This window comes from Clostridium chrysemydis, from assembly GCF_015234215.1.
GTDB lineage: Bacteria > Bacillota > Clostridia > Clostridiales > Clostridiaceae > Clostridium > Clostridium chrysemydis.
The window spans coordinates 17140-36760 of record NZ_JADEKP010000009.1 but is presented as its reverse complement, the minus strand read 5'-3'; the positions used below and the strand labels follow the sequence as shown (position 1 = coordinate 36760).

Below are 19621 nucleotides of genomic sequence, written 5' to 3'. Positions count from 1 at the left end.
TACTCTAGGAAATAGTTATTTTTTTCTCTACTCTACTTCCATCTAAGTTAAATATAGTTAAATTTAACTTTTTCTCTTTCTTTAATCCTATGCTTTTTGCTTCTATTTTATAATTTTCATTATCTTTCTCTATTACTATATCTATTTTTTCGAATTTACCCTCTTTAAAGTCATTTGTTATACCATCATCATTATAGTAAGTGTAAATAGCTTTATTATCTACAAATGCAAATATATCTAATGTATCTTCATTTATTTCTTCTACTCTCTTAGCATTACTATTATTTATCACTAACATCTTATTCTTTCTTATAAAGATTGGTACTTCATTAAGTTCTAAATCCATATAGCTTACGCCTTTTTTGCATACCTCAAACTCTATATTTTCTAAAGAATTTGCTTTTAAAAGTAGCATGTCTTCTGGAATATATACATATCTTCCTTTTGCATTTTCTTCATAAACTGGAGCTATCATTAAGCTTTCTCCAAGAAGTAATTGATCTTCAACTCTCTTTGAAAAATCATCATTGTATTCAAATGCTAAAGGTTTAAAATACATATCGTTATTTAGAATTGATTTCATATATTCACTATATAAATGAGGTATTAGTGCATACCTTAAATCTAATATATTTTTTAATGTCTCTCTTCCTTCTTTTGAGAAAGAATAAGGTTCCTGATTTCTAGTACCAAGTGCTGCATGATTTCTAAATAAAGGAGTAAATAAGCTTAGTTCTGACCATCTTATAACTAATTCCTCATTTGCATCAGATCCAAAGCCTCCTGTATCTGCTCCTGTAAATATAAATCCGCACATATTAATTCCTGGCATCATTTGAAGATTTAATTTTATATGTTCAAACCAAGACGCATTATCTCCAGTCCATATTCCACCGTATCTATGCATTCCAACTGTTGAAGCTCTTGAAAATAGTAAAAATCTCTTATTTTCATCTATCTCTTTTAATCCTTCACTAGCTGATCTTGTCATATTAAATCCAAAAAGATTATGAACTCTATCATGTCTTATTAAATTTCCATCTATGTTATGATAAAAACTTTTGTAATCTTCAATACTATTTTTTAATTTATCGAAGCTAGAACTTAAATCAAAATAATCATAAATTCCAATATTTTTATCTTTAAAAGAATCTATGTAATTAAAAGCTTCTTTTAACCTTTTTTCTGAATAAAATATTGCAGGTTCATTCATATCATTCCAGAACCCTTCAATTCCTTTATCAGTTAAAAATTTATATTTTAATCCAAACCATCTTCTAGCATCCTTATTTAAAAAGTCTGGAAAGTGAACAAGCCCTGGCCACACAGCTGCAACAAAAGGATCTCCATTTTCATCATTGCAATAAAAATTATTTTTTATTCCTTCTTCGTAGACATCATACCCTTTTTCTATTTTGCAACCTGCATCTATTATAGGTATTAGTCTTATTCCTTTTTCTTTGAATTCCTTTATAAACCCTTCGAAATCTTTAAACCTTTCTGTATCTACAGTAAAGTTTTTAAAATCTTTCATATAATCAATATCAAGATAGATCATATCAAGTGGCATTTCTTCTTTTTCATAGCTAGATAAAACATTTCTTACATCTTCTTCGTTTTTGTAACCCCATCTGCTTTGACCAACTCCAAGTGCCCACTTTGGCGCTACGTAACTCATTCCGATTATATCTCTAAAGTTTTTAACTATATCTAAAATATTATCTCCATCAATTATATAAAGGTTAAAATCATTTTCTAAAACCGTTATTTTTAATTTATCTTTATCGTTAAAACCTAAATCAAAGATAACTTTTCCTCCAAAGTCTAAAAACACTCCAAAAGTTTTTTCACCGTAAACTACAAAGAAGTTATGAGCCCCATAAAGACTCTTTTTTTCAGGAGTATGAGAGAAATCATCAGTACAAAAACTTTCAAAAATTCTTCCTCTCTTATTTATTCCTCCGACATTTTCTCCAAGACCATAGATTATATCTTCTTTTTTTAGTCCAAATGTAAGACTTTCTTCTTCTAAAGATAAATACTTTAGATTTTCTTTTACTTCTTCACCTTTATTTTTTATAACTGATTCAGTTTCTAATGGATCCCCAAAAGTATACTTAATTATATTTTTATTTATTTTAAAACTTCTCATAATACCCTCCATTAATATTTACTTAACGCTTGTACAGGACTCTCTTTCAATTATTTTAGTTCCAAAAACAATATGTTTATGGTTTTCTTTTTTTGTTAAAAGAGCTAGTAATAAATCTATACTATTTGTTGCCATATCTTTGTTTGGTTGTTTAACTGTAGTTATCCCTGGATTATAGTATTTTGCTATATCCATTCCGTCAAATCCTGAAATTGATATGTCTTTTCCTACTTCAAGCCCTAAATCTAAAGCTGCTTTAGATGCTCCAACTGCCATAGTATCTGATATAGCAAATATAGCTGTTATATCTTTATTTTCTTTTAAAAATCTCTTAGTTTCTTTATACGCACCATCAAATGTGTATTCACCTATCAATATATTCTTTTCCTCTATTTTTAAAGAAGACATTTTCATAGCTTCCTTGTACCCTTCAAGTCTTTGAGAACTTATTCCGTCGTGCTCTTTATCTCCAAGCATTATAGCAATATTTTTATGTCCTCTATTTATTAAATACTCAGTCATATCTCTAGCTGCTTTTTTATTATCTATACCAATAGATGAAAATTGATTTTCATTTGCCTTATCCATATATAAGGTATTTACAGATGTTAAGATAATAGGTATATTTAAAAATTTAAATGTATCTTCGTTTATATGGTTAAAGTTTCCCCCTAAACAAATCAGTGCTTGAAGTCTCTTTTCTTTTGCAAATGAAATTAATCTATCTGAATCTTCACCATCATTAAAATCATTTTGCTGAAGTATCATAGTATACCCAGCTTCTCCTACCCTATTTGAAATAATACTTATCATTTCTGAGAAAAATGGGTTAAATACACCTTTTACCAAAACTCCAATGTTATTGTTATTATTCTTTTTAAGTATTCTTGCACTATCGTTTGGGATATAATTACTTTCTTTTATTATTCTTTTAACCTTTTCACGAGTTTCATCTTTAACATCTGGATGATTATTTATAACTCTAGAAACCGTACTAACTCCCACTCCAGCCATCTTTGCTATATCTTTTATATTCATATAATTTCCTCCCACATACTCTCTAACTTTATACTTTTTCTGAAAATATTACCGGTATCGTTCCCGTCTATATGGTATATTATACCCCTTACTTAAAGAATATGGAGTAATTTTCCTTATAATTTTAGTATATTGAAGTTAAATTCATTAATCTTTAATTTCTCATCTATAAATATATCTTTTTCACTGTAGATATCTTTATAGTTACCTCTTAAACCTAAATCTAATTCTAAAGGATCTTTAGAATTGTTTATTATTACCATAATTGAATCGTTTCCTAAAACCCTTTTATAAACTAAAGTCTTTTCTTCTGAAACTAAAATCTCTGTAGTTCCATCTATAAGCTCTTTATTTTCTTTTCTAATCTTAGCTAATTTTTTATAATGATTTAAAAGATCTATATCTCTTTTATCATCTTCCCAAATCATACATCTTCTACAATCAGGGTCATCTCCCCCTGTAAGTCCAACTTCATCTCCATAATATATATATGGAACGCCTTCACTTGTAAATTTAAAAACTTCAGCTAAGGCAAGTTTTCTCTTATCTTCTTTGCACTCATGTAAAAATCTAGCTGTATCGTGAGAATCTAAAAGGTTTAGCATCTCTTTATACATAGAATTAATTAAGCCTTCTTTTCTTAAAATTATCCTATCTATTAATTCTCTTGATGATATATTTCCATAAGCAAAGAAATCTAAACAAGCTTCTCTAAACGGGTAATTCATAGTTGAGTCAAACTCATCACCTTTTAAAAATTCATTTCCAAGGTGCATAACTTCACCTATTATTAAAGCTTCTTCTTTTAAATCTTTAACTGCTTTTCTAAAGTCTTTCCAAAATGAATGGCATACTTCATCAGCTACATCAAGTCTCCAACCGTCGATATCAAACTCACGAATCCAATACCTTCCGACTTCTAAGAAGTATTCCTTTGTTTCTTTGTTATCCATATTAAGCTTTGGCATATACTTTAGTCTTTCACCAAAAGTTTTATAATTAATTTTCTCTTGGCATACGCTATCACCATCTATATAGTACCAATCCTTATATTTTGAATTACTATCTTTTTTTAATTCTTCAAAGGCAAAGAAATCATCACCTGTGTGATTAAATACCGCATCTAAAACTATTCTTATACCTTTACTGTGAGCCTTTTCTACTAATTCTTTAAATTCTTCTTTAGTTCCAAAGCTCTTATCTATCTCAAAATAATCCATAATATTATATTTATGATTAGATTTTGATTTAAAGATAGGTGTTAGATAAATAAGGTTTATTCCTAAACTATCTATATAATCTAAATTGTTTGTTATTCCTTTTAAATCTCCTCCAAAGAAACTTTTAGGCTTAACATCGCTTCCCCATTTTTCTATATCTCTTGGATCATTTTCTTTATTTCCATTACAGAATCTTTCTGGAAATATTTGATACACTATAGAATCTTTAGCCCAAGTAACAGGCTTATAAATTTCACTTTCGTGAACATAAGGCTTGTGGAAATTTCCAAGTTCATCAGGCTTATTTTTTGATACTCCCCTTTCACTAAAGAAAATCTCTAAGCCATTTTTATCTTCTACAGAAAAGAAATATTTAGCTTTTCCTTCACTTACATCTATAAGAGTTCCAAAGAATTTAAATAATTCAGTTTGAGCTTCTAAATTCATTTCTTTTTTTGTAAACCCAGTTTTCCAAGCATATTTTTCTTTGTAATAAAGATTAACCTTTTTTAAATCTTCATTAGCTGTTCTAAGTTTTAAATAGATAGTGTTTTTAGAAGTTCCATAACAATATGGAACTTCGGGGATGTGATAAATTGCATGTAAATTCATAGCTTTAGCCCTCCAAAGTTATTTATTAACCTTTTACTGAACCTGCAACTAAACCTTTAGCCATGTATTTTTGACCAACTGTTGCAAGAATCACTATAGGAAGTGATGCCATAATAGCTGCTGCTGAGTATTGAGTCCAGTTAGTTGAGAATTGGTTTCTTATAAATTGTTGTAAACCTATTGGAATTGTTTGACTTGCAGGGTCTTTCATAATTGCTGAAGCAAAGATGAACTCACTGTAAGCTCCTATAAATGTAAATAAGAATATTACAAGTAGCATATTTTTAGTTAAAGGTAATATTACCTTTCTAAATGCCTCGAATTGACTTGCTCCGTCAACATAGGCTGCTTCTGTAAGTTCTTTTGGAATTCCATCCATAAATCCTTTCATAAGCCAAATGTTATATGCACTAGCACCACATTGAATTACGATAAGAGTTATAAGGTGGTCCATTCCGTTTATTCTATAAACTACTGCAAGTATTGCAGGTAATGCCATAGTTGTTGGGAACATTTGAAGTAAAAGTAAGAACATAAGTCCATTTTTTCTTCCTGTAAACTTCATTTTTGAAAATGCATATGCAGTTGGTATAGTTAACATTAATTGTATTATTGAAATTGCAAAACATACAAGTAATGAGTTTTTCATCCAAACTAAGAAATCTGTTTCTGTTAAAACCTTTTTATAGTTTTCTAGTGAAAATGCCTTAGGTAAAATAGAAGTTTGTGTAAAAGCTTCACCTTTTGCCATTGAAGCTCCTATTACCGAAAGTACTGGGAATAATACTATTAAAACCATAAAAATTAAAAATATTCTAGATATCCAAACGCTTCTTATTTCAGCTGGCCTTAGCCTCTTTTTATATTTAATTGCTTCTCCGTTACTCATATTATTCCACCTCCTCGAATTGACCTGACATTTTCATTTGAATGTATGAAATACTAGCTAAGATAATAAATAAGATTATACTGATTGTCGCAGCAATATCGAATCTACCAAATTGAGTTGATAATTTGTAGTTAACTGATGCTAGTATATCTGTGTAACCTGCAAAAGATGTTCCTACCCTTGCTGGTAACCCTTCTGTAATTAAGAATGCTGAACCGAAGTTATTAAAGTTAAATGCAAATGAAGAAATTAAAAGTGGATAAGCTGTTCTAGCTAAGCTTGGAAGAGTTATCTTTCTAAATTGAAGGAACTTGCTAGCTCCATCAACATCTGCTGCTTCATAATAACTATCTGGAATTGAACCAAGTGCTCCTAAACAAACGTTCATCATATATGGGAAACCAAGCCAAACACTAACTACGATTATTGATAATCTAGCCATATTAGGATCTGTTAACCATTGAACTGGTTCGCTTATAATGTGTAAATTCATAAGTAAATTATTTATAGCTCCATAACTTCCATTTAAAAGACCTTGCCATGAAAGAACGGCAACTGTTGCTGGAAGTGCCCATGGAATTATAAGTATTGCTCTATAAAATGCTTTTTCCTTTAAGTTAGGATTATTTAAAGCTATAGCAACTATAAGTCCTAATAAAAATGTTAATACTGTTGCGCAAACAGCAAATATAATATTCCATCCAAATACAGGCATAAATACCTCTTTAAATGGACCTGTAAATACGTCTTTAAAATTTTCAAGTCCTACGAATTTTGGACTTCCTTGAGTAAACATAGTGTAATCAGTAAATGCTATATAAACTGTGTATACTATCGGTATAACTGTGAATATTGCAATTGATATCATAGCCGGTATTAAATAAGGCATTGATTTTATAGTGTTAATTCTATTCTTTTTACTTTTTGGCACCGTTTCCATCCCCTTTCAAAAAAAATAACTTATTTGACAGGGAGGCTTAAACCTCCCTATCTTAAGTTAACTATTTTTGTTGTGCAATACCTTGTTTAATTTGTTCTACCATATTTTTACCGCATTCTGCTGGTGTGATTTTTCCTGAAGTTAATAATGTTAAGTTGTTACCTGCTGGTTCCCACATAGCTTGAACTTCTGGAATGTTTGGCATTGGAGTAGCGTTTTTAGCTTGCTCTGCGAATGCTGCCATTAATTTATTATCTTTAAATTCTTTACTATCTAAATATTGTTTAGTAACTGGTATTCTGTGTCCTGTGTTAAGAATTACTTCGCCTGAATTTTCAACTAAGTATTTACATAACTTCCAAGCTGCATCTTGATTATCTGATTTGTTATTAACAAATGCTGCTTGTACACCCATAAATGTTGGAACTTTCTTACCATCTAAAGTTGGCATTGGAACTACATCAAAGTTAACTCCACCATCTTTGAAAGCTTGAACATCCCAAGGTCCTGAAATATAAAGACCAGAATTTTTATTTAAGAAATCACCTTTAGCCATATCACCTTTGATATCAGCTGGCATTAATTTATCTTTAACTACTAAATCTTGAATGAATTGGTATCCTTTTATTGCACCTGCATTATCAAGTCCTATATTGTTTGGATCTAATGTTCCGTTATTATCTTTAAATACATATCCACCGTTTGCAGCTATAAATCCGTAGCTGTTGTAGAAGTTATTTATATCAAATTTAAATCCAACGCTTTCTCCAAGTTTTGCTACTTCTTCCATAGTTTTTGGAGCTTCTTTCACTTTATCTTTATTGTAATATAAAGCTATAGTTTCTTGTGCTAGTGGCACTCCGTATTTCTTTCCGTTTATTGTTACTGCATCTAAAACTTGTTTTGATGCGAAATCTTCATCTTTAATTAAATCGCTAGGTACTTCTGAAAGTAATCCTGCTTTTTCATAAAGCCCTAAGTTATCATGTGCTATACCAAACATTAAATCTGGACCTTTACCAGCTTTAATCGCTTGCATTGACTCTTGAGTTTTACTCTTGTCTATAACCATAGTAACTTTATAGCCGTTTTCTTCTCCCCATTTTTCAGCCATAGGCTTAATTTTTTCAACCTCTTGTTCAGTAAGTCTTGACCATACTTTTAATTCTTTAGATGCATCTGCTGATTTTTTATCTCCGCCTCCGCATCCTACAAGTGTTCCTGCAACTACAACAGCTGCGATAATTCCTGCTAAAATTCTTTTTCTTTTAATCATTTAACCTTTCCCCCTTAATACTTTTATGGAATTTCGGTAACGATTCCAAAATTCTTAAAAAAATTTATGACCTTTATGATTATAATAAGTTCTGTCTTGTAACTTCTGGTATCGTTTTCAATTATATTTTATAACTTTTTCTACCTAATCACAATATATTTTTTCTAATTATTGTCTTTTTGTAATCTATTACAATTGAATTATGAACAAACTGTTAATAGATTTTCTTTCCATATAGATATTATCATTTTAAATTCTACAGCCTGATTAAATTCTCTTATATCATACCCTGTTATCTTTTGAATCTTTTCAATTCTATAAATAAGAGTATTTCTATGAATATATAAGTTTTTAGCTCCTTCGCTTAAGTTTAACCCTGCTTTATAAAACATATCTATAGTTCTTAAAAGTTCATCATCTAACATTTTAAGCTTATTATCGAATTCCTTGCATATTCCATATTTAAACTTACTATTTATGTTATCTACCATACTTTCAAGAAATAAATCATCATCTCCAAATACTCTTTTGCTTAATTTATTTTTCTTTGCAAGCATTACTTTGTAACTTATGATTTTAAAATCTTCTTTTAGATTTAAAACATTACTAATTGTCCTATATGATATATAGCATTCTGAATAAACATTAGATTCAATAACTTCAAGTATACTGTTTATGTGATCTAACACATTATCAAAATCTCCAAGTAACAAAATATGATCTTTGTAAATTAAATTTACGACCTCATTATTTTTATATAATTTATCTATAACTTCTTTAGCTATTTCTAGCCTTCCTCTATCTATAAATATATCAATTAAATAAAAACTATCTTTAACTACAGTTATCTCAGCTTCAATATCTTCTTTTTTTATTTCTTCCCCATTTAAAATCCTTTTAATTAGCATCTCATTACTTTTAAAATACTCATGTAATTTATCACCTATAAGATACTTTAGAAGACTCATACAATTTCCGTCTCTCTCTAGAGTTATAATACATATTTTATTTTTTCCAATCTCTAATACCTCAGCTTTTATCATACTTTCAAGAAGTTCTTCTTTGCTGATTTTATTAAAAATTTCTTCCCCATTAATCTTTACCATAAATGGTATTTTCGTATGTGAATATATCTCTTCTAATAGCCTTTTAAAATTTCGCATTTGCCTTCTCTTCCCCTTTTTATTTTATATACCTCACTTACTATTATCCTATATTTAAATTAGTTTCTCTATCAAAAATATGCATTTTTTCTGTATTCATATAAAACTTAGCTTTATCGCCAGTTCTTAAATCACTTGCATAATTTAATTTTATAGATACATCTTGATTGTTAAACTTAGTATATACATAACTTTCAGAACCCATAAGTTCAGTAACTTCTACGTTAGATTCGATTATGCAATCTGGATTTGCTTTCATATATTTTTCTTTGTCATTTAAATCTTCAGGTCTAATTCCGAAAATTATCATTTCTCCTAATTTGTTTTGAGCCTTAAGTTTGTCCCCTTTTTCTTTTGGGAATCTAACTTCTCCACCTTTTTTAAAGTAAGCTTTATACGCTCCATTCTCTTCTTCTACCTTACCTTCTAAGAAGTTCATTTGTGGGCTTCCTATGAAACTTGCAACAAACATATTAGCTGGTTTTTGATAGATGTTTTGTGGAGTATCAACTTGTTGAATTATTCCATCTTTCATAACAACTATTCTAGTTCCCATTGTCATAGCCTCAACTTGATCGTGAGTTACATATATAAAAGTTGTTTGTAACTTTTGATATAATTTACAAATTTCAGTTCTCATTTGAACTCTTAATTTTGCATCTAAGTTTGATAAAGGTTCATCCATTAAGAATACCTTAGGCTCCCTAACTATAGCTCTTCCAAGTGCAACCCTTTGTCTTTGTCCTCCTGATAAAGCTTTTGGTTTTCTCTCTAAAAGATGCTCTATATCTAATACTCTAGCTGCTTCTCTTACTTTTTTCTCAATTTCCTCTTTTGGAACTTTTCTTAGTTTTAAAGCAAATGCCATGTTATCAAATACGCTCATATGAGGATATAATGCATAGTTTTGGAAAACCATAGCTATATCTCTTTCTTTAGGTTCAACATCATTTACTACTCTATCTCCAATTTTTAATTCACCTTTTGAAATTTCTTCAAGTCCTGCAATCATTCTAAGTGTTGTTGATTTACCACACCCTGATGGTCCAACAAAAACTACGAACTCCTTATCTTCTATATCTAAATTAAAATCCTTAACTGCTACCACATCTCCTGGGTAAACTTTATAAATATGTTCTAAAACTACTTTTGCCATATTTTATTCCCTCCTAAAATTTTATACCCTTATTCTACATTAGTTAAACCTTTTCATCTATGCACAAAATTCACAAAAATAAGCTAGGTTTATAAAATATAAACCTAGCTTATTTAAACTTTTCTAATCTTTTTTTACAAATATCAATCTCTTCTTTAGTAAATATCTTTTTATATTTACTCTTAGTGACTAAGGCTTCAACAGTAAGGTCTAACCTATCTTTTTCTTTTAAAATACTTATATCTAAGATTTCATTTTCGTCTTTAATTAGCTCTTTTGCTGCGTTTATTGCGCCTTTTACACTAATAAAATTCAAGTATTTTTCTGGCCTATAATTACACTCAATATCAGCTTTTTTGTAAAGTTCTAGCATATCCATATATAAATCCGATTCTAATACTAATCCTATTCCCACGTCACTTTCCCCACTTTTACTTTATTACTAATATTTTATGTTATTTCAAGCTATATTATTACAAGAGCCTTAAGTAAGCTCACTTATATTATCATTTTTATGAGTTAATCTTCTTTTACAAATATCTCTATCCTCTTCACTAAATATTTCTGAATATCTATCTTTTAATACAATTTCTTCTATATCAAAATCCATATCGTTATTTCTGATAAGTTCTTTAGCGGTAAGCACTGCCCCCTTATTATTTAACATTTGTAATAATTTATCTGTATCTCTATTATTATGTAGGTTGTTTACCCTATATATTTCTAGAAGATCATTATATAATGTAGAACTATTCATTTAAATTCCTCCTTAAATTTAAAATCTCATAAAAATATTATTACCAAATTTTCTAATAATATATAATTTTTTATTAGAATTTATATATTTTCATTTTACCCCTTATGTAAATTAAATTTATTTCATATAATTAGACTAATATAAATTATTAAAATTTGGAGGAAACCTATGAAAAAAATATATTTAGCAAGTCCGTTCTTTAATGATGATGAACTTGAAAGAATGACTAGTGTATTAAAAGTTTTAAGAGAAGAAAAGGGATTTGAAGTTTTTGCACCATTTGAATTAAAAAGCGACCTAGAATTCGGTTCACTTGAGTGGAGAAAAGAAACTTTCCTAGCTGATAAAACTGAAATAAACAAAGCGGATTTAGTAGTTGCAATAATAAGTAATGGAAATTACTCTGATAGCGGAACTGCTTGGGAATGCGGATACTCTTATGCTATAGGCAAAAAAGTTATAGTAGTAAACTTAACTAAAAACCCAGTTAACCTTATGATAAGCGATAGTTTACATGCATATATAGATTCTATTGAAGCATTAAGATCATACGATTTTGAAAAGCTAGAAACTAGTTCTTATATAGGAAAAGTTTTTTAAATTTAAAAGAAGCTGTATAGTATACAGCTTCTTAAAATCTATATGTTTTAAAAACTTCTTCTTTAATCATAAATTCCTCATAAAAAAATCTATCTATTACTTCTATAATTTCTTCTACATTTTCTACTTTTAGTTTAGTTACTTTTGAATTTTCAACTGCCTTGTTATAAAGTTTCATAAAATCTATTGCAAACATTTCTTTGCAAACTTTATTTTTTAATCCATATTTTTCTGCAATAAGCCTTCTTTGATCTGGAGGTAAATATCCTGAAATAACATAATCCTTATCAACAAATACTATTCCCCTATTAAAGTAAGCATCAATCTCGCTTATATCCGCTTTCATTACTTTTATAGCATTTATATCACATAGAGTTTCAAGAATCATTCTTTTAATTATAACTTCTTTCCCTAAAAATCCCCCTAGTTTCAAAGTTAATCCTAATCCTTCTTGTAGTTTTTTTAAAGTGTTTTCTTCATTTTTACTTTTAAAAAATTTAGCATGCGTTAGTTCATGTCCTAAAAGCAATTTTAATCCTTTGTCCGCATATTCTAAATCCATTTTAGAAATTCCAACTTTAAGTTTATTCTTTCCTATAAAACTTTTGCTAATAAAAGCATTATTTATATCTCCTCTTTCGTAAACTACATGTATTTCTTCATCTTCTAAATCAAATAACTCTTTATTATTTTTTATTATTTTTTTTGCTTTTTCAATTACCTCGTCTTTGTCTTTAAAACAAATTATTTTCTTCATTACACTCACCCATATAATTTTTATGAGTTATAATATGAAATATAATTGATTTTTGTTACAAAAAAGCTACGCCTTAATAGCGTAGCTTTTAAATTAGTCATGCAGAGTTGGATCAAACATTCTCTTATTATCATATTCTGTCATCATACTTTCTAGTTCAGCAATTGTTTTACTTTCAAGTGCTTCTTCTGACTTTCCATCTTTTGATAATCTTTTTATTATCTCTTTTTTGTATAGTTTATCTTCATATGTCATAAAACCACCTCCGACATTAATAGTATTCCTAATTAATTTGATATTTAAAGAGGTAGTTTCTGTATTTAATTTTCTCCTAATATTCCACTTAAGACTTTTTTAGGTGTATATTCACCATTTAGATATTTTTGTTTATTATAAACTATTTCTTTTGCTGTTTCTTGATCTAAATTACCCTTATTTAATAATATATCTAAAACAACTTCTTCGTCTATTAATGCTTCATAATCCGAAACAGTGCAATTATCGTATTGCATTTCTCCTACTATATTTAATATATATTTTAACTTATTTATTATTTCATTTCTATCTTGTGAATCCACTATACAATTAGATACATCAATTACAAATTCTCTTAACTTAGCAACTGATTTTTCTTTTAAAATTAATTCATTTATATTCATAAAATACTCCTTTTTGTTTTTATTATATAATAATTATTATTAATTTCAATGTTTTTTTAAATTTTTTATCCATTAATAATATATACCCATAAACCCATCTCTATCTCCCTATCCCCTCTGTTCTGAACTTTTGTTGTTTATGTATATAACTTTGTCAAGTTGTAAATAATAAAAATTGAGGTGATAAATATGAATGATTCAATATCCTGTCCGCATTGTAGTTCTAATTTATATATTAAACACGGTCATTATAAAAATAACCAGCGCTATAAGTGCAGATCATGTCTAAAAACTTATACTAGCGGAACTAACTCAATCTGGAGCAAATCTAAAAAATCTCATATTCTATGGCTTGAGTATTTTAAATTAATGTCTTCTGGATTGTCAATTAGAGAGTGTGCTTCTAAATTAAATATTTGCATAGATACTTCTTTTAGATGGCGTCACAAAATTCTAAACAAAGCTGAAATTCAAAACTCACCATATAATTTACATGGGAGAGTTTTAATAAAACATACTTATTTTAAGGAAAATTTTAAAGGTCAAAAGACTCCACCAGTTTTAAAAAACCTTAATAAACGTGATAAAATCTATGTTTTGCTTGCAATAAATTAATACCAGAATTCATTTGCAAAGGTTTCTTTTAGAAAAAGTATGTCTCTTAATGATATAGATAATGCTATATCCTCACTAAAATACAATAAAAAAGCCAAGTTTATACCAGCACATGATATCCCCTCAAAAAGAATTTGCATTAGAATATCTAGACGAGACTTAAAATTATCTAAATATAATCCTAAGCTTATTGAAAACTTGACCTATTTATCTCAATATTTCATTAAATTTTTACGTAAAATAATTTTCAAAAAATATCATGGAGTAGCTACTAAGTATTTAAACAAATATCTTAATTGGATTGTAATATGGTTTGAAAATAAACTTGATTCAAGATTTTTTTACCCTAATATTCACCATGATATTTTCTGCTAATTTAAAAACTTGTCTAATTTATTTTTTTATAAATTAATTACTTATAGTACAACCATATTAAAATAAGATCTTAATAGCTTATTTCCTAATGTCCTTAAAAAATATAATAATATTTTTTCATCTACTGCACAAACAACATAAGTTCAGAACAGATGGGTGAGTAATTCTCATAAATTTTATTTTAATATACAAAGACTAATCAAAACCCATTAATTCCCAATACCTTCATATGACTTTACTCCTTTAAGCCATATAAAATAGGCTATACTCATTGTTAAAATACCAATAAAAGCAGTAAGTAACACTCCTTTCAAAAAGCTCTCCTTACCTAAAATATAAGCTGCCGGATAATATCCTGTAAAAGCAAATGGTATTACAAAAGTTAAAATTCCCTTTATCCCACCTGGATAAATATTAACAGGATACTTAGAAAATCCACTCATTTCATAGGCTACCCTTAAATAGCTCATACTTCTTTTAGTCCAAAATGCAATAGCTGCCATTCCAGTCTTTATTCCTGTATATATTAAAGTTCCTCCAAAAACTGCTATTATAAATCCTAAAACATCCATAAACCCCAAAGATATATTAAGTTTTATCCCTGAAAAAACAATAAGGATTGCCCCTGTTAAAAGTTCACCAAATCCATCTGGCTGAAATCTTTGCGCAATAACTTGAAAATACGGATTTAAAGGTCTTAAAAGATATCTATCCATTTCACCTGTAACTATAGACTCTCTACTAAATATCCAAAGGTAATCGGTAAATATATGATCTATCCCTCTAGGAATTTGAGAAAATCCATAGATAAATAATATCTCATAAAATGACCATCCATTTAAGCTTGGAATATTATTAAATACTAATCCTATAAATACTATTGAAGAAATCTGAACTAAAAAAAATCCAACTATACCAGCTAAAAAGTCTTCCTTATACTCCATAAGCACCTTTAAATATTGCTTTAAAAATTTAATATATATACTAAAATACCTTTTCATCTTTTAACCCCCTTGTACACTTAAACTTCCAATAACTTTGCTAAAAATAACCTTTGATAAATATCCAAGTATTATTACCCAAAACAACTGAAATCCTAACTCTTTAAGAATTGATACACCTTGAATTTTCCCAAGGTATATCATAGATGGGGTATATATAACTGAGCTAAAAGGAAGTACTTTTATTATTTTTCCTATCACATCTGGGAAAAAGTTTAATGGTATTAATGCTCCTGAAATAAGCATTACAATAGCATTTTGAATTTGAGAAACTCCCCACATATTATAAATTTTAAAGGCAGCTAGTCCAAACATATATGAATAATATACATTAATTAAAAAAGCTAAAACTATACTTAAAAGTCCAAAAACTATATTAGAAAACTCTATATTTATACCTTTATATATTCCAAAAATACTAATAAAAATCATAGCCGGTATAACTACCAGTATAAACTTATAAAGGAATTCCCCAACTCCTATAGCTATCATCCTTCTCCTATAAGAAATGGGCTTAGTTATACTCATTGCAATACTCCCATCTCTAACTTCCTTTGAAACTTCGTATGAAATAGTTGAAGATGTAGCCATCCCAATTATATAGCTTATAAGAACATAAATAAGCATCTCATTTAAAGTAAACCCCTTAATTATACTTTCATTTGAACTACTGTATATTGCTTTCCATAAAAAATAAGTCACAATAACAACAATAAAACTTCCAAACATCCACATAAAAGTCTCAGCTTTATATGCTAATTCTTTTTTTAATGCTCCCTTTATGAACGTACAAAATATCTTAAGGTCTCTTTTATTCATACTCAGTCATCCCCTCTCTATAAATCTTTTTGATTATATCCTCTATGCTACTTTCTAATATTTTAAAATCATTAACATATATTTTTTGCATAAGTTTATATAATATATCAGATGATGTTATTAGATTCTTGTTATATTTTATACTTATCTTTTCACCATCTAATTTTAACTTTAATTCATCATTTCCTATCTTAAATAAATTTCTTAAACTATCGCAGCTAATATTTTCTTCTTTATTTTTAAAAGATATATCTAATGTAGTAATATATCCAAATCTCTCTTTTATCTTATCTAAACTACCATCATATATTTTCTTTCCTTTATCTATAATTATTATTCTTTCACAAAGTTCTTCTATATCACTTAAGTCGTGAGTAGTTAATATTACAGTTGTACCAAACTCTTTATTAATTCTTTTTATAGCCTTTCTAACATTCTCCTTTACAACTATATCAAGCCCTATAGTTGGTTCATCTAAATAAAGTATCTTAGGATTGTGTATTAAAGACGCTGCTAAATCAGCCCTCATCCTCTGTCCTAATGACAGCATTCTAACTGGCCTGTCTATAAATTCCTCTAATTCAAGAACCTCATTTAAAAACTTCATGCTTCTATCAAAATCACTATCACTTATAGAATATATATCTTTTAATATATCAAAAGTTTCTCTAAGGGCTAAATCCCACCAAAGTTGAGTTCTTTGCCCAAATACTACTCCAATATTAATTGCATTTTTTTCTCTTTCCTTATAGGGTACTATTCCATCTACTATTATTTCTCCAGCTGTTGGCGTTAAAATTCCAGTCATCATCTTAATAGTTGTTGACTTTCCAGCCCCATTTGCTCCAATATATCCTACAACTTCCCCCTTGTTTATATCAAACGAAATATCTGATACAACTTTTTTAAGTTCAAAGTCATTTGTAAACAATGACTTCATCGCACCTTTTAATCCCTTTTCTTTCTTCTTTATTTTAAATTCTTTATTTATATTGTTTACCTTTATCATAAATTCTTATTTCCCCCATTCACCTAAATTAAACACTCTTATAATGAAGTAATAAATTTATTATACATCGAAAACGTTACCAATAATCTATTTACATAATACTTTTACATTTCTTTGTAGATTCTTACAAAGAAAACTTCATATTTTTTCATGTTTAACACTTTTTCCATTTTATGTTTTTACATTGTTCAAAATTTAACATTATAATTTATATAAGCATAGTTTACATTTTAAAACAGTCATTAACTTGATTGTTTTTTCAATAGCCAGTAATCTAGATTATTTAAGAAAGTAATTATAATTTAGATTTTTGAATTTAGATATGCCTGACATATCGCGTTACAACAATATTTTATATCCTTAAAAAAGAACTTGATATATTATCAAGTTCTTCTTATTTATATATACTTTTTCCTTCAAGCAGTTGAAAACCTTTCACTCAATTCTACTAAATACGACTTTGTATTTGATATTTATATATTTTTATTCACACTTTTCCCATTTATTTCAAATCTTTTTCTTAAAATTATATTAATTTTAAAACAAATATTGAACTTTTTTGATAATTTGATAATTTGTAAAAGTATTCAATTAACATATTTTTATGTAAACCTTATGTAACTTTGATGATATTTAAAAATACCCCGTTTTTTTTATTAATCTTTTTATGATATCGTATGATTGTTAAAAATTTAAGTAATGGAGATTGAAAAATATGAAAAATGTAAACGTAAAACAAATGCTATTAAAATTATTATTCTTTTTCCTTGGCGTTTGGATAATCCAAGCTGGGGTTGCTATTTATCTTGAATCAAATATAGGATCAGATCCTTTTACAATATTTACTCAAGGTTTAGCTGATATATTAGGTATTATGCCTGGTACTGCAAATATGATTATTACTTTCACTTTCTTAGTAATAATATTCTTCGTAGCTAAACATCATATATTTATAGGAACAGTTTTAGCTATGTTCACAGCTGGACCATTCATCAATTTAATGATGACTGTTTTAAGACCTTTCCATTTAGAGCAATATAACTTCTTTATTAGAATGGTATTCGTTGCGATTAGTTGTGTAATTATAGCAATCGGATTCTCACTATTAAAGTCAACTGACTTAGGAGTTGCTCCAAATGATATAATTCCATTTATCTTAGCTGATAAAGCAAAGAAAAGTTACAGCGTAGTAAGAATGTGTATAGATGCTACTTTCTTAATCCTTGGATTCTTCCTTGGAGGAGTTGTTGGTGTTGGTACTGTAATCGCAGCATTACTTACTGGTCCATTAATACAATTCTTTATGCCAAAGATTGAAGCTGTATCTCACAAAATAATTTATTCAGAAGACGAATTAGCTGAGAGAAAGAAAAACGCACAAGCTTAAAATAACACTTACTTATATACAAACAGACAAGCATTACGCTTGTCTGTTTTTTTATTTTACTAGTTCATTTACTATTTCTATTATTCTATGGATACAATTTATCCCTGCTCTATTTTCTATCTCTTTATGCCTTAATTCAAGTTCATCCTCTCCATCATAACTAAAGTCAACTTTTAAACCTAATACGTAGATATTATGATCTAAATTATCTAAAACTGTGTCATTTAACTTACCTCGTAAGCCTTTTACTGCAAAATCTAGTTCATCTAATATTCTTTTTATCTCTATAACATCATCTTCTTCATAAATATCTCCTTCAAAGATATTTATCTTTTTCCCTAAGTTATTACTCTCATTTAAAATAACGCCTAGAAGTTCAATAAAATCCATATAAAGTCCCCTTTTTATTTCTATCCTAGTAAAAATCTATTATAAAACTCTATAATTTATTACATATAAACTAGTTTTTTTATAGAATTCTACATAATTTTCTTAAGGTATGCATGTCTATACCACTAACCCTCATATTTTTTATGCCTCTATATTGATTTTTAAGCTATATTTCTCTTCGTATATGTCCTTTTGCATATAACTACACAAAAACCTATTATATCGCATTTTAAATGCATTATAATTACACCGCCAATTTTACATAATTTTTATTTAGTTAATTAAAATATTATTTATTACCCACTTTATAGCCTGTTTCCTAATATATAAAATAAAAAAGATGCCCTAAAGCATCTTTTTAAAACTATGTTAAATAATATTTTTTTACTATTCCTATTACTTCTTTTGCTTGATTTGCTTGTGATTTCGGAACTTTAAATGAAATAGGTGCATTATAAAATACTCCTGTACTATGAATAGCACTATTTCCATCTACTCCTATTTTTATATCTACGTCATAATCAAATGTTCCTGCCGTTTCAAAAGTTACACTCTTAACATTTTTCTTTGGGAAAAACTTAACTTCTACCTTTTTACCTGTCATTCCTTGAACATCAACTTGATAAATTCCTAAGTTAGTTAATATTATAGAGTCTCTTAAAAATTGATATGAAGCTATAACCTCTTCACCTTCTAATAAAAAATCTTTTATAGGTCTTATATCAGCTCCAACCGTTGCTTTCCCTACCATTTTATCAAATAATCCCATTATTCTTCTCCCCTTTTCAACATAGTATTTATTAACT

At 28.1% G+C, this 19621-nt stretch carries 21 protein-coding genes; 3 read left to right on the top strand and 18 right to left on the bottom strand.

From position 1 onward, the window contains the following. Positions 1-4: 4 nt before the first annotated feature. The 10 genes from INR60_RS15215 to INR60_RS15170 all read right to left on the bottom strand — a co-directional run bounded on the left by INR60_RS15215 (position 5) and on the right by INR60_RS15170 (position 11203). Positions 5-2152 carry a TIM-barrel domain-containing protein gene (locus INR60_RS15215; RefSeq protein ID WP_194192356.1) on the bottom strand — a complete coding sequence of 716 codons (2148 nt, stop codon included), beginning with the start codon at positions 2150-2152 and terminating at the stop codon, positions 5-7. An 18-nt stretch (positions 2153-2170) separates the two neighbouring features. Continuing rightward, entirely contained in the window at positions 2171-3190 is a 1020-nt protein-coding gene (locus tag INR60_RS15210) for a LacI family DNA-binding transcriptional regulator (RefSeq protein WP_194192355.1), read from the bottom strand. Positions 3191-3306: 116 nt separating this feature from the next. Continuing rightward, the gene (locus tag INR60_RS15205; protein WP_194192354.1) at positions 3307-5022 is read right to left on the bottom strand and encodes a glycoside hydrolase family 13 protein; all 1716 of its coding nucleotides are present in this window, start codon (positions 5020-5022) and stop codon (positions 3307-3309) included. Between the two features lie 25 nt (positions 5023-5047). Then, complete coding sequence (locus INR60_RS15200; protein WP_194192353.1) at positions 5048-5911, bottom strand: sugar ABC transporter permease; 864 nt, start codon at positions 5909-5911, stop codon at positions 5048-5050. Position 5912: 1 nt separating this feature from the next. Next, complete coding sequence (locus tag INR60_RS15195) at positions 5913-6800, bottom strand: carbohydrate ABC transporter permease (RefSeq protein WP_420797499.1); 888 nt, start codon at positions 6798-6800, stop codon at positions 5913-5915. A gap of 112 nt (positions 6801-6912) precedes the next feature. Continuing rightward, a complete protein-coding gene (locus INR60_RS15190; protein WP_194192351.1) occupies positions 6913-8127 on the bottom strand; it encodes a sugar ABC transporter substrate-binding protein in 1215 nt (404 codons plus the stop codon). A 200-nt stretch (positions 8128-8327) separates the two neighbouring features. After that, positions 8328-9290 (bottom strand): PucR family transcriptional regulator, encoded by a 963-nt coding sequence (locus INR60_RS15185; RefSeq protein ID WP_194192350.1) that lies wholly within the window; start codon positions 9288-9290, stop codon positions 8328-8330. 43 nt (positions 9291-9333) lie between these two features. After that, entirely contained in the window at positions 9334-10446 is a 1113-nt protein-coding gene (locus INR60_RS15180) for an ABC transporter ATP-binding protein (RefSeq protein WP_194192349.1), read from the bottom strand. 109 nt (positions 10447-10555) lie between these two features. Continuing rightward, the gene (locus tag INR60_RS15175; RefSeq protein WP_194192348.1) at positions 10556-10861 is read right to left on the bottom strand and encodes a hypothetical protein; all 306 of its coding nucleotides are present in this window, start codon (positions 10859-10861) and stop codon (positions 10556-10558) included. A 69-nt stretch (positions 10862-10930) separates the two neighbouring features. Then, a complete protein-coding gene (locus tag INR60_RS15170) occupies positions 10931-11203 on the bottom strand; it encodes a hypothetical protein (RefSeq protein WP_194192347.1) in 273 nt (90 codons plus the stop codon). A gap of 168 nt (positions 11204-11371) precedes the next feature. Between INR60_RS15170 and INR60_RS15165 the strand changes: the two genes are divergently transcribed. Then, a complete protein-coding gene (locus tag INR60_RS15165; protein ID WP_194192346.1) occupies positions 11372-11803 on the top strand; it encodes a nucleoside 2-deoxyribosyltransferase in 432 nt (143 codons plus the stop codon). Positions 11804-11834: 31 nt separating this feature from the next. Here the strand turns inward: INR60_RS15165 and INR60_RS15160 are convergent, their stop codons facing one another. The 3 genes from INR60_RS15160 to INR60_RS15150 all read right to left on the bottom strand — a co-directional run bounded on the left by INR60_RS15160 (position 11835) and on the right by INR60_RS15150 (position 13219). After that, positions 11835-12560 carry a hypothetical protein gene (locus INR60_RS15160; RefSeq protein ID WP_194192345.1) on the bottom strand — a complete coding sequence of 242 codons (726 nt, stop codon included), beginning with the start codon at positions 12558-12560 and terminating at the stop codon, positions 11835-11837. A gap of 93 nt (positions 12561-12653) precedes the next feature. Further along, positions 12654-12815, bottom strand: coding sequence for a hypothetical protein (locus INR60_RS15155; protein WP_194192344.1), 162 nt, complete (start codon positions 12813-12815; stop codon positions 12654-12656). Positions 12816-12880: 65 nt separating this feature from the next. Further along, positions 12881-13219: a hypothetical protein gene (locus INR60_RS15150; protein WP_194192343.1), complete on the bottom strand. Its 339-nt coding sequence runs from the start codon at positions 13217-13219 to the stop codon at positions 12881-12883. A gap of 189 nt (positions 13220-13408) precedes the next feature. On the opposite strand from INR60_RS15150, the gene INR60_RS15145 reads away from it, so the two are divergent. Further along, positions 13409-13834: an IS1/IS1595 family N-terminal zinc-binding domain-containing protein gene (locus INR60_RS15145; RefSeq protein WP_194192342.1), complete on the top strand. Its 426-nt coding sequence runs from the start codon at positions 13409-13411 to the stop codon at positions 13832-13834. Between the two features lie 584 nt (positions 13835-14418). On the opposite strand, the gene INR60_RS15140 is transcribed toward INR60_RS15145, so the two are convergent. The 3 genes from INR60_RS15140 to INR60_RS15130 are packed head-to-tail and all read right to left on the bottom strand — an operon-like array spanning position 14419 to position 17038. Further along, positions 14419-15210, bottom strand: a complete 792-nt coding sequence (locus INR60_RS15140; protein WP_194192341.1) for an ABC transporter permease — start codon at positions 15208-15210, stop codon at positions 14419-14421. 3 nt (positions 15211-15213) lie between these two features. Further along, the gene (locus INR60_RS15135; protein WP_194192340.1) at positions 15214-16029 is read right to left on the bottom strand and encodes an ABC transporter permease; all 816 of its coding nucleotides are present in this window, start codon (positions 16027-16029) and stop codon (positions 15214-15216) included. After that, positions 16022-17038, bottom strand: coding sequence for an ABC transporter ATP-binding protein (locus INR60_RS15130; RefSeq protein WP_194192339.1), 1017 nt, complete (start codon positions 17036-17038; stop codon positions 16022-16024). Before INR60_RS15130 ends, INR60_RS15135 begins: the two co-directional genes overlap by 8 nt. A 715-nt stretch (positions 17039-17753) precedes the next feature. On the opposite strand from INR60_RS15130, the gene INR60_RS15125 reads away from it, so the two are divergent. Continuing rightward, complete coding sequence (locus INR60_RS15125; protein WP_194192338.1) at positions 17754-18425, top strand: YczE/YyaS/YitT family protein; 672 nt, start codon at positions 17754-17756, stop codon at positions 18423-18425. A 51-nt stretch (positions 18426-18476) separates the two neighbouring features. On the opposite strand, the gene INR60_RS15120 is transcribed toward INR60_RS15125, so the two are convergent. Beyond that, positions 18477-18815 (bottom strand): hypothetical protein, encoded by a 339-nt coding sequence (locus tag INR60_RS15120; RefSeq protein ID WP_194192337.1) that lies wholly within the window; start codon positions 18813-18815, stop codon positions 18477-18479. A 364-nt stretch (positions 18816-19179) separates the two neighbouring features. Further along, complete coding sequence (locus tag INR60_RS15115; protein ID WP_194192336.1) at positions 19180-19584, bottom strand: PH domain-containing protein; 405 nt, start codon at positions 19582-19584, stop codon at positions 19180-19182. Between the last annotated feature and the right edge of the window lie 37 nt (positions 19585-19621).

What these genes read in the sequence shown, in the direction of transcription:
- INR60_RS15190 (WP_194192351.1), bottom strand. Translation starts at nt 8,127, where the DNA reads ATGATTAAAAGAAAAAGAATTTTAGCAGGAATTATCGCAGCTGTTGTA.
- INR60_RS15115 (WP_194192336.1), bottom strand. Translation starts at nt 19,584, where the DNA reads ATGGGATTATTTGATAAAATGGTAGGGAAAGCAACGGTTGGAGCTGAT.
- INR60_RS15215 (WP_194192356.1), bottom strand. Translation starts at nt 2,152, where the DNA reads ATGAGAAGTTTTAAAATAAATAAAAATATAATTAAGTATACTTTTGGG.
- INR60_RS15165 (WP_194192346.1), top strand. Translation starts at nt 11,372, where the DNA reads ATGAAAAAAATATATTTAGCAAGTCCGTTCTTTAATGATGATGAACTT.
- INR60_RS15205 (WP_194192354.1), bottom strand. Translation starts at nt 5,022, where the DNA reads ATGAATTTACATGCAATTTATCACATCCCCGAAGTTCCATATTGTTAT.
- INR60_RS15125 (WP_194192338.1), top strand. Translation starts at nt 17,754, where the DNA reads ATGAAAAATGTAAACGTAAAACAAATGCTATTAAAATTATTATTCTTT.
- INR60_RS15145 (WP_194192342.1), top strand. Translation starts at nt 13,409, where the DNA reads ATGAATGATTCAATATCCTGTCCGCATTGTAGTTCTAATTTATATATT.
- INR60_RS15195 (WP_420797499.1), bottom strand. Translation starts at nt 6,800, where the DNA reads ATGCCTTATTTAATACCGGCTATGATATCAATTGCAATATTCACAGTT.
- INR60_RS15155 (WP_194192344.1), bottom strand. Translation starts at nt 12,815, where the DNA reads ATGACATATGAAGATAAACTATACAAAAAAGAGATAATAAAAAGATTA.
- INR60_RS15185 (WP_194192350.1), bottom strand. Translation starts at nt 9,290, where the DNA reads ATGCGAAATTTTAAAAGGCTATTAGAAGAGATATATTCACATACGAAA.
- INR60_RS15170 (WP_194192347.1), bottom strand. Translation starts at nt 11,203, where the DNA reads ATGAATAGTTCTACATTATATAATGATCTTCTAGAAATATATAGGGTA.
- INR60_RS15135 (WP_194192340.1), bottom strand. Translation starts at nt 16,029, where the DNA reads ATGAATAAAAGAGACCTTAAGATATTTTGTACGTTCATAAAGGGAGCA.
- INR60_RS15210 (WP_194192355.1), bottom strand. Translation starts at nt 3,190, where the DNA reads ATGAATATAAAAGATATAGCAAAGATGGCTGGAGTGGGAGTTAGTACG.
- INR60_RS15160 (WP_194192345.1), bottom strand. Translation starts at nt 12,560, where the DNA reads ATGAAGAAAATAATTTGTTTTAAAGACAAAGACGAGGTAATTGAAAAA.
- INR60_RS15200 (WP_194192353.1), bottom strand. Translation starts at nt 5,911, where the DNA reads ATGAGTAACGGAGAAGCAATTAAATATAAAAAGAGGCTAAGGCCAGCT.
- INR60_RS15150 (WP_194192343.1), bottom strand. Translation starts at nt 13,219, where the DNA reads ATGAATATAAATGAATTAATTTTAAAAGAAAAATCAGTTGCTAAGTTA.
- INR60_RS15180 (WP_194192349.1), bottom strand. Translation starts at nt 10,446, where the DNA reads ATGGCAAAAGTAGTTTTAGAACATATTTATAAAGTTTACCCAGGAGAT.
- INR60_RS15140 (WP_194192341.1), bottom strand. Translation starts at nt 15,210, where the DNA reads ATGAAAAGGTATTTTAGTATATATATTAAATTTTTAAAGCAATATTTA.
- INR60_RS15120 (WP_194192337.1), bottom strand. Translation starts at nt 18,815, where the DNA reads ATGGATTTTATTGAACTTCTAGGCGTTATTTTAAATGAGAGTAATAAC.
- INR60_RS15130 (WP_194192339.1), bottom strand. Translation starts at nt 17,038, where the DNA reads ATGATAAAGGTAAACAATATAAATAAAGAATTTAAAATAAAGAAGAAA.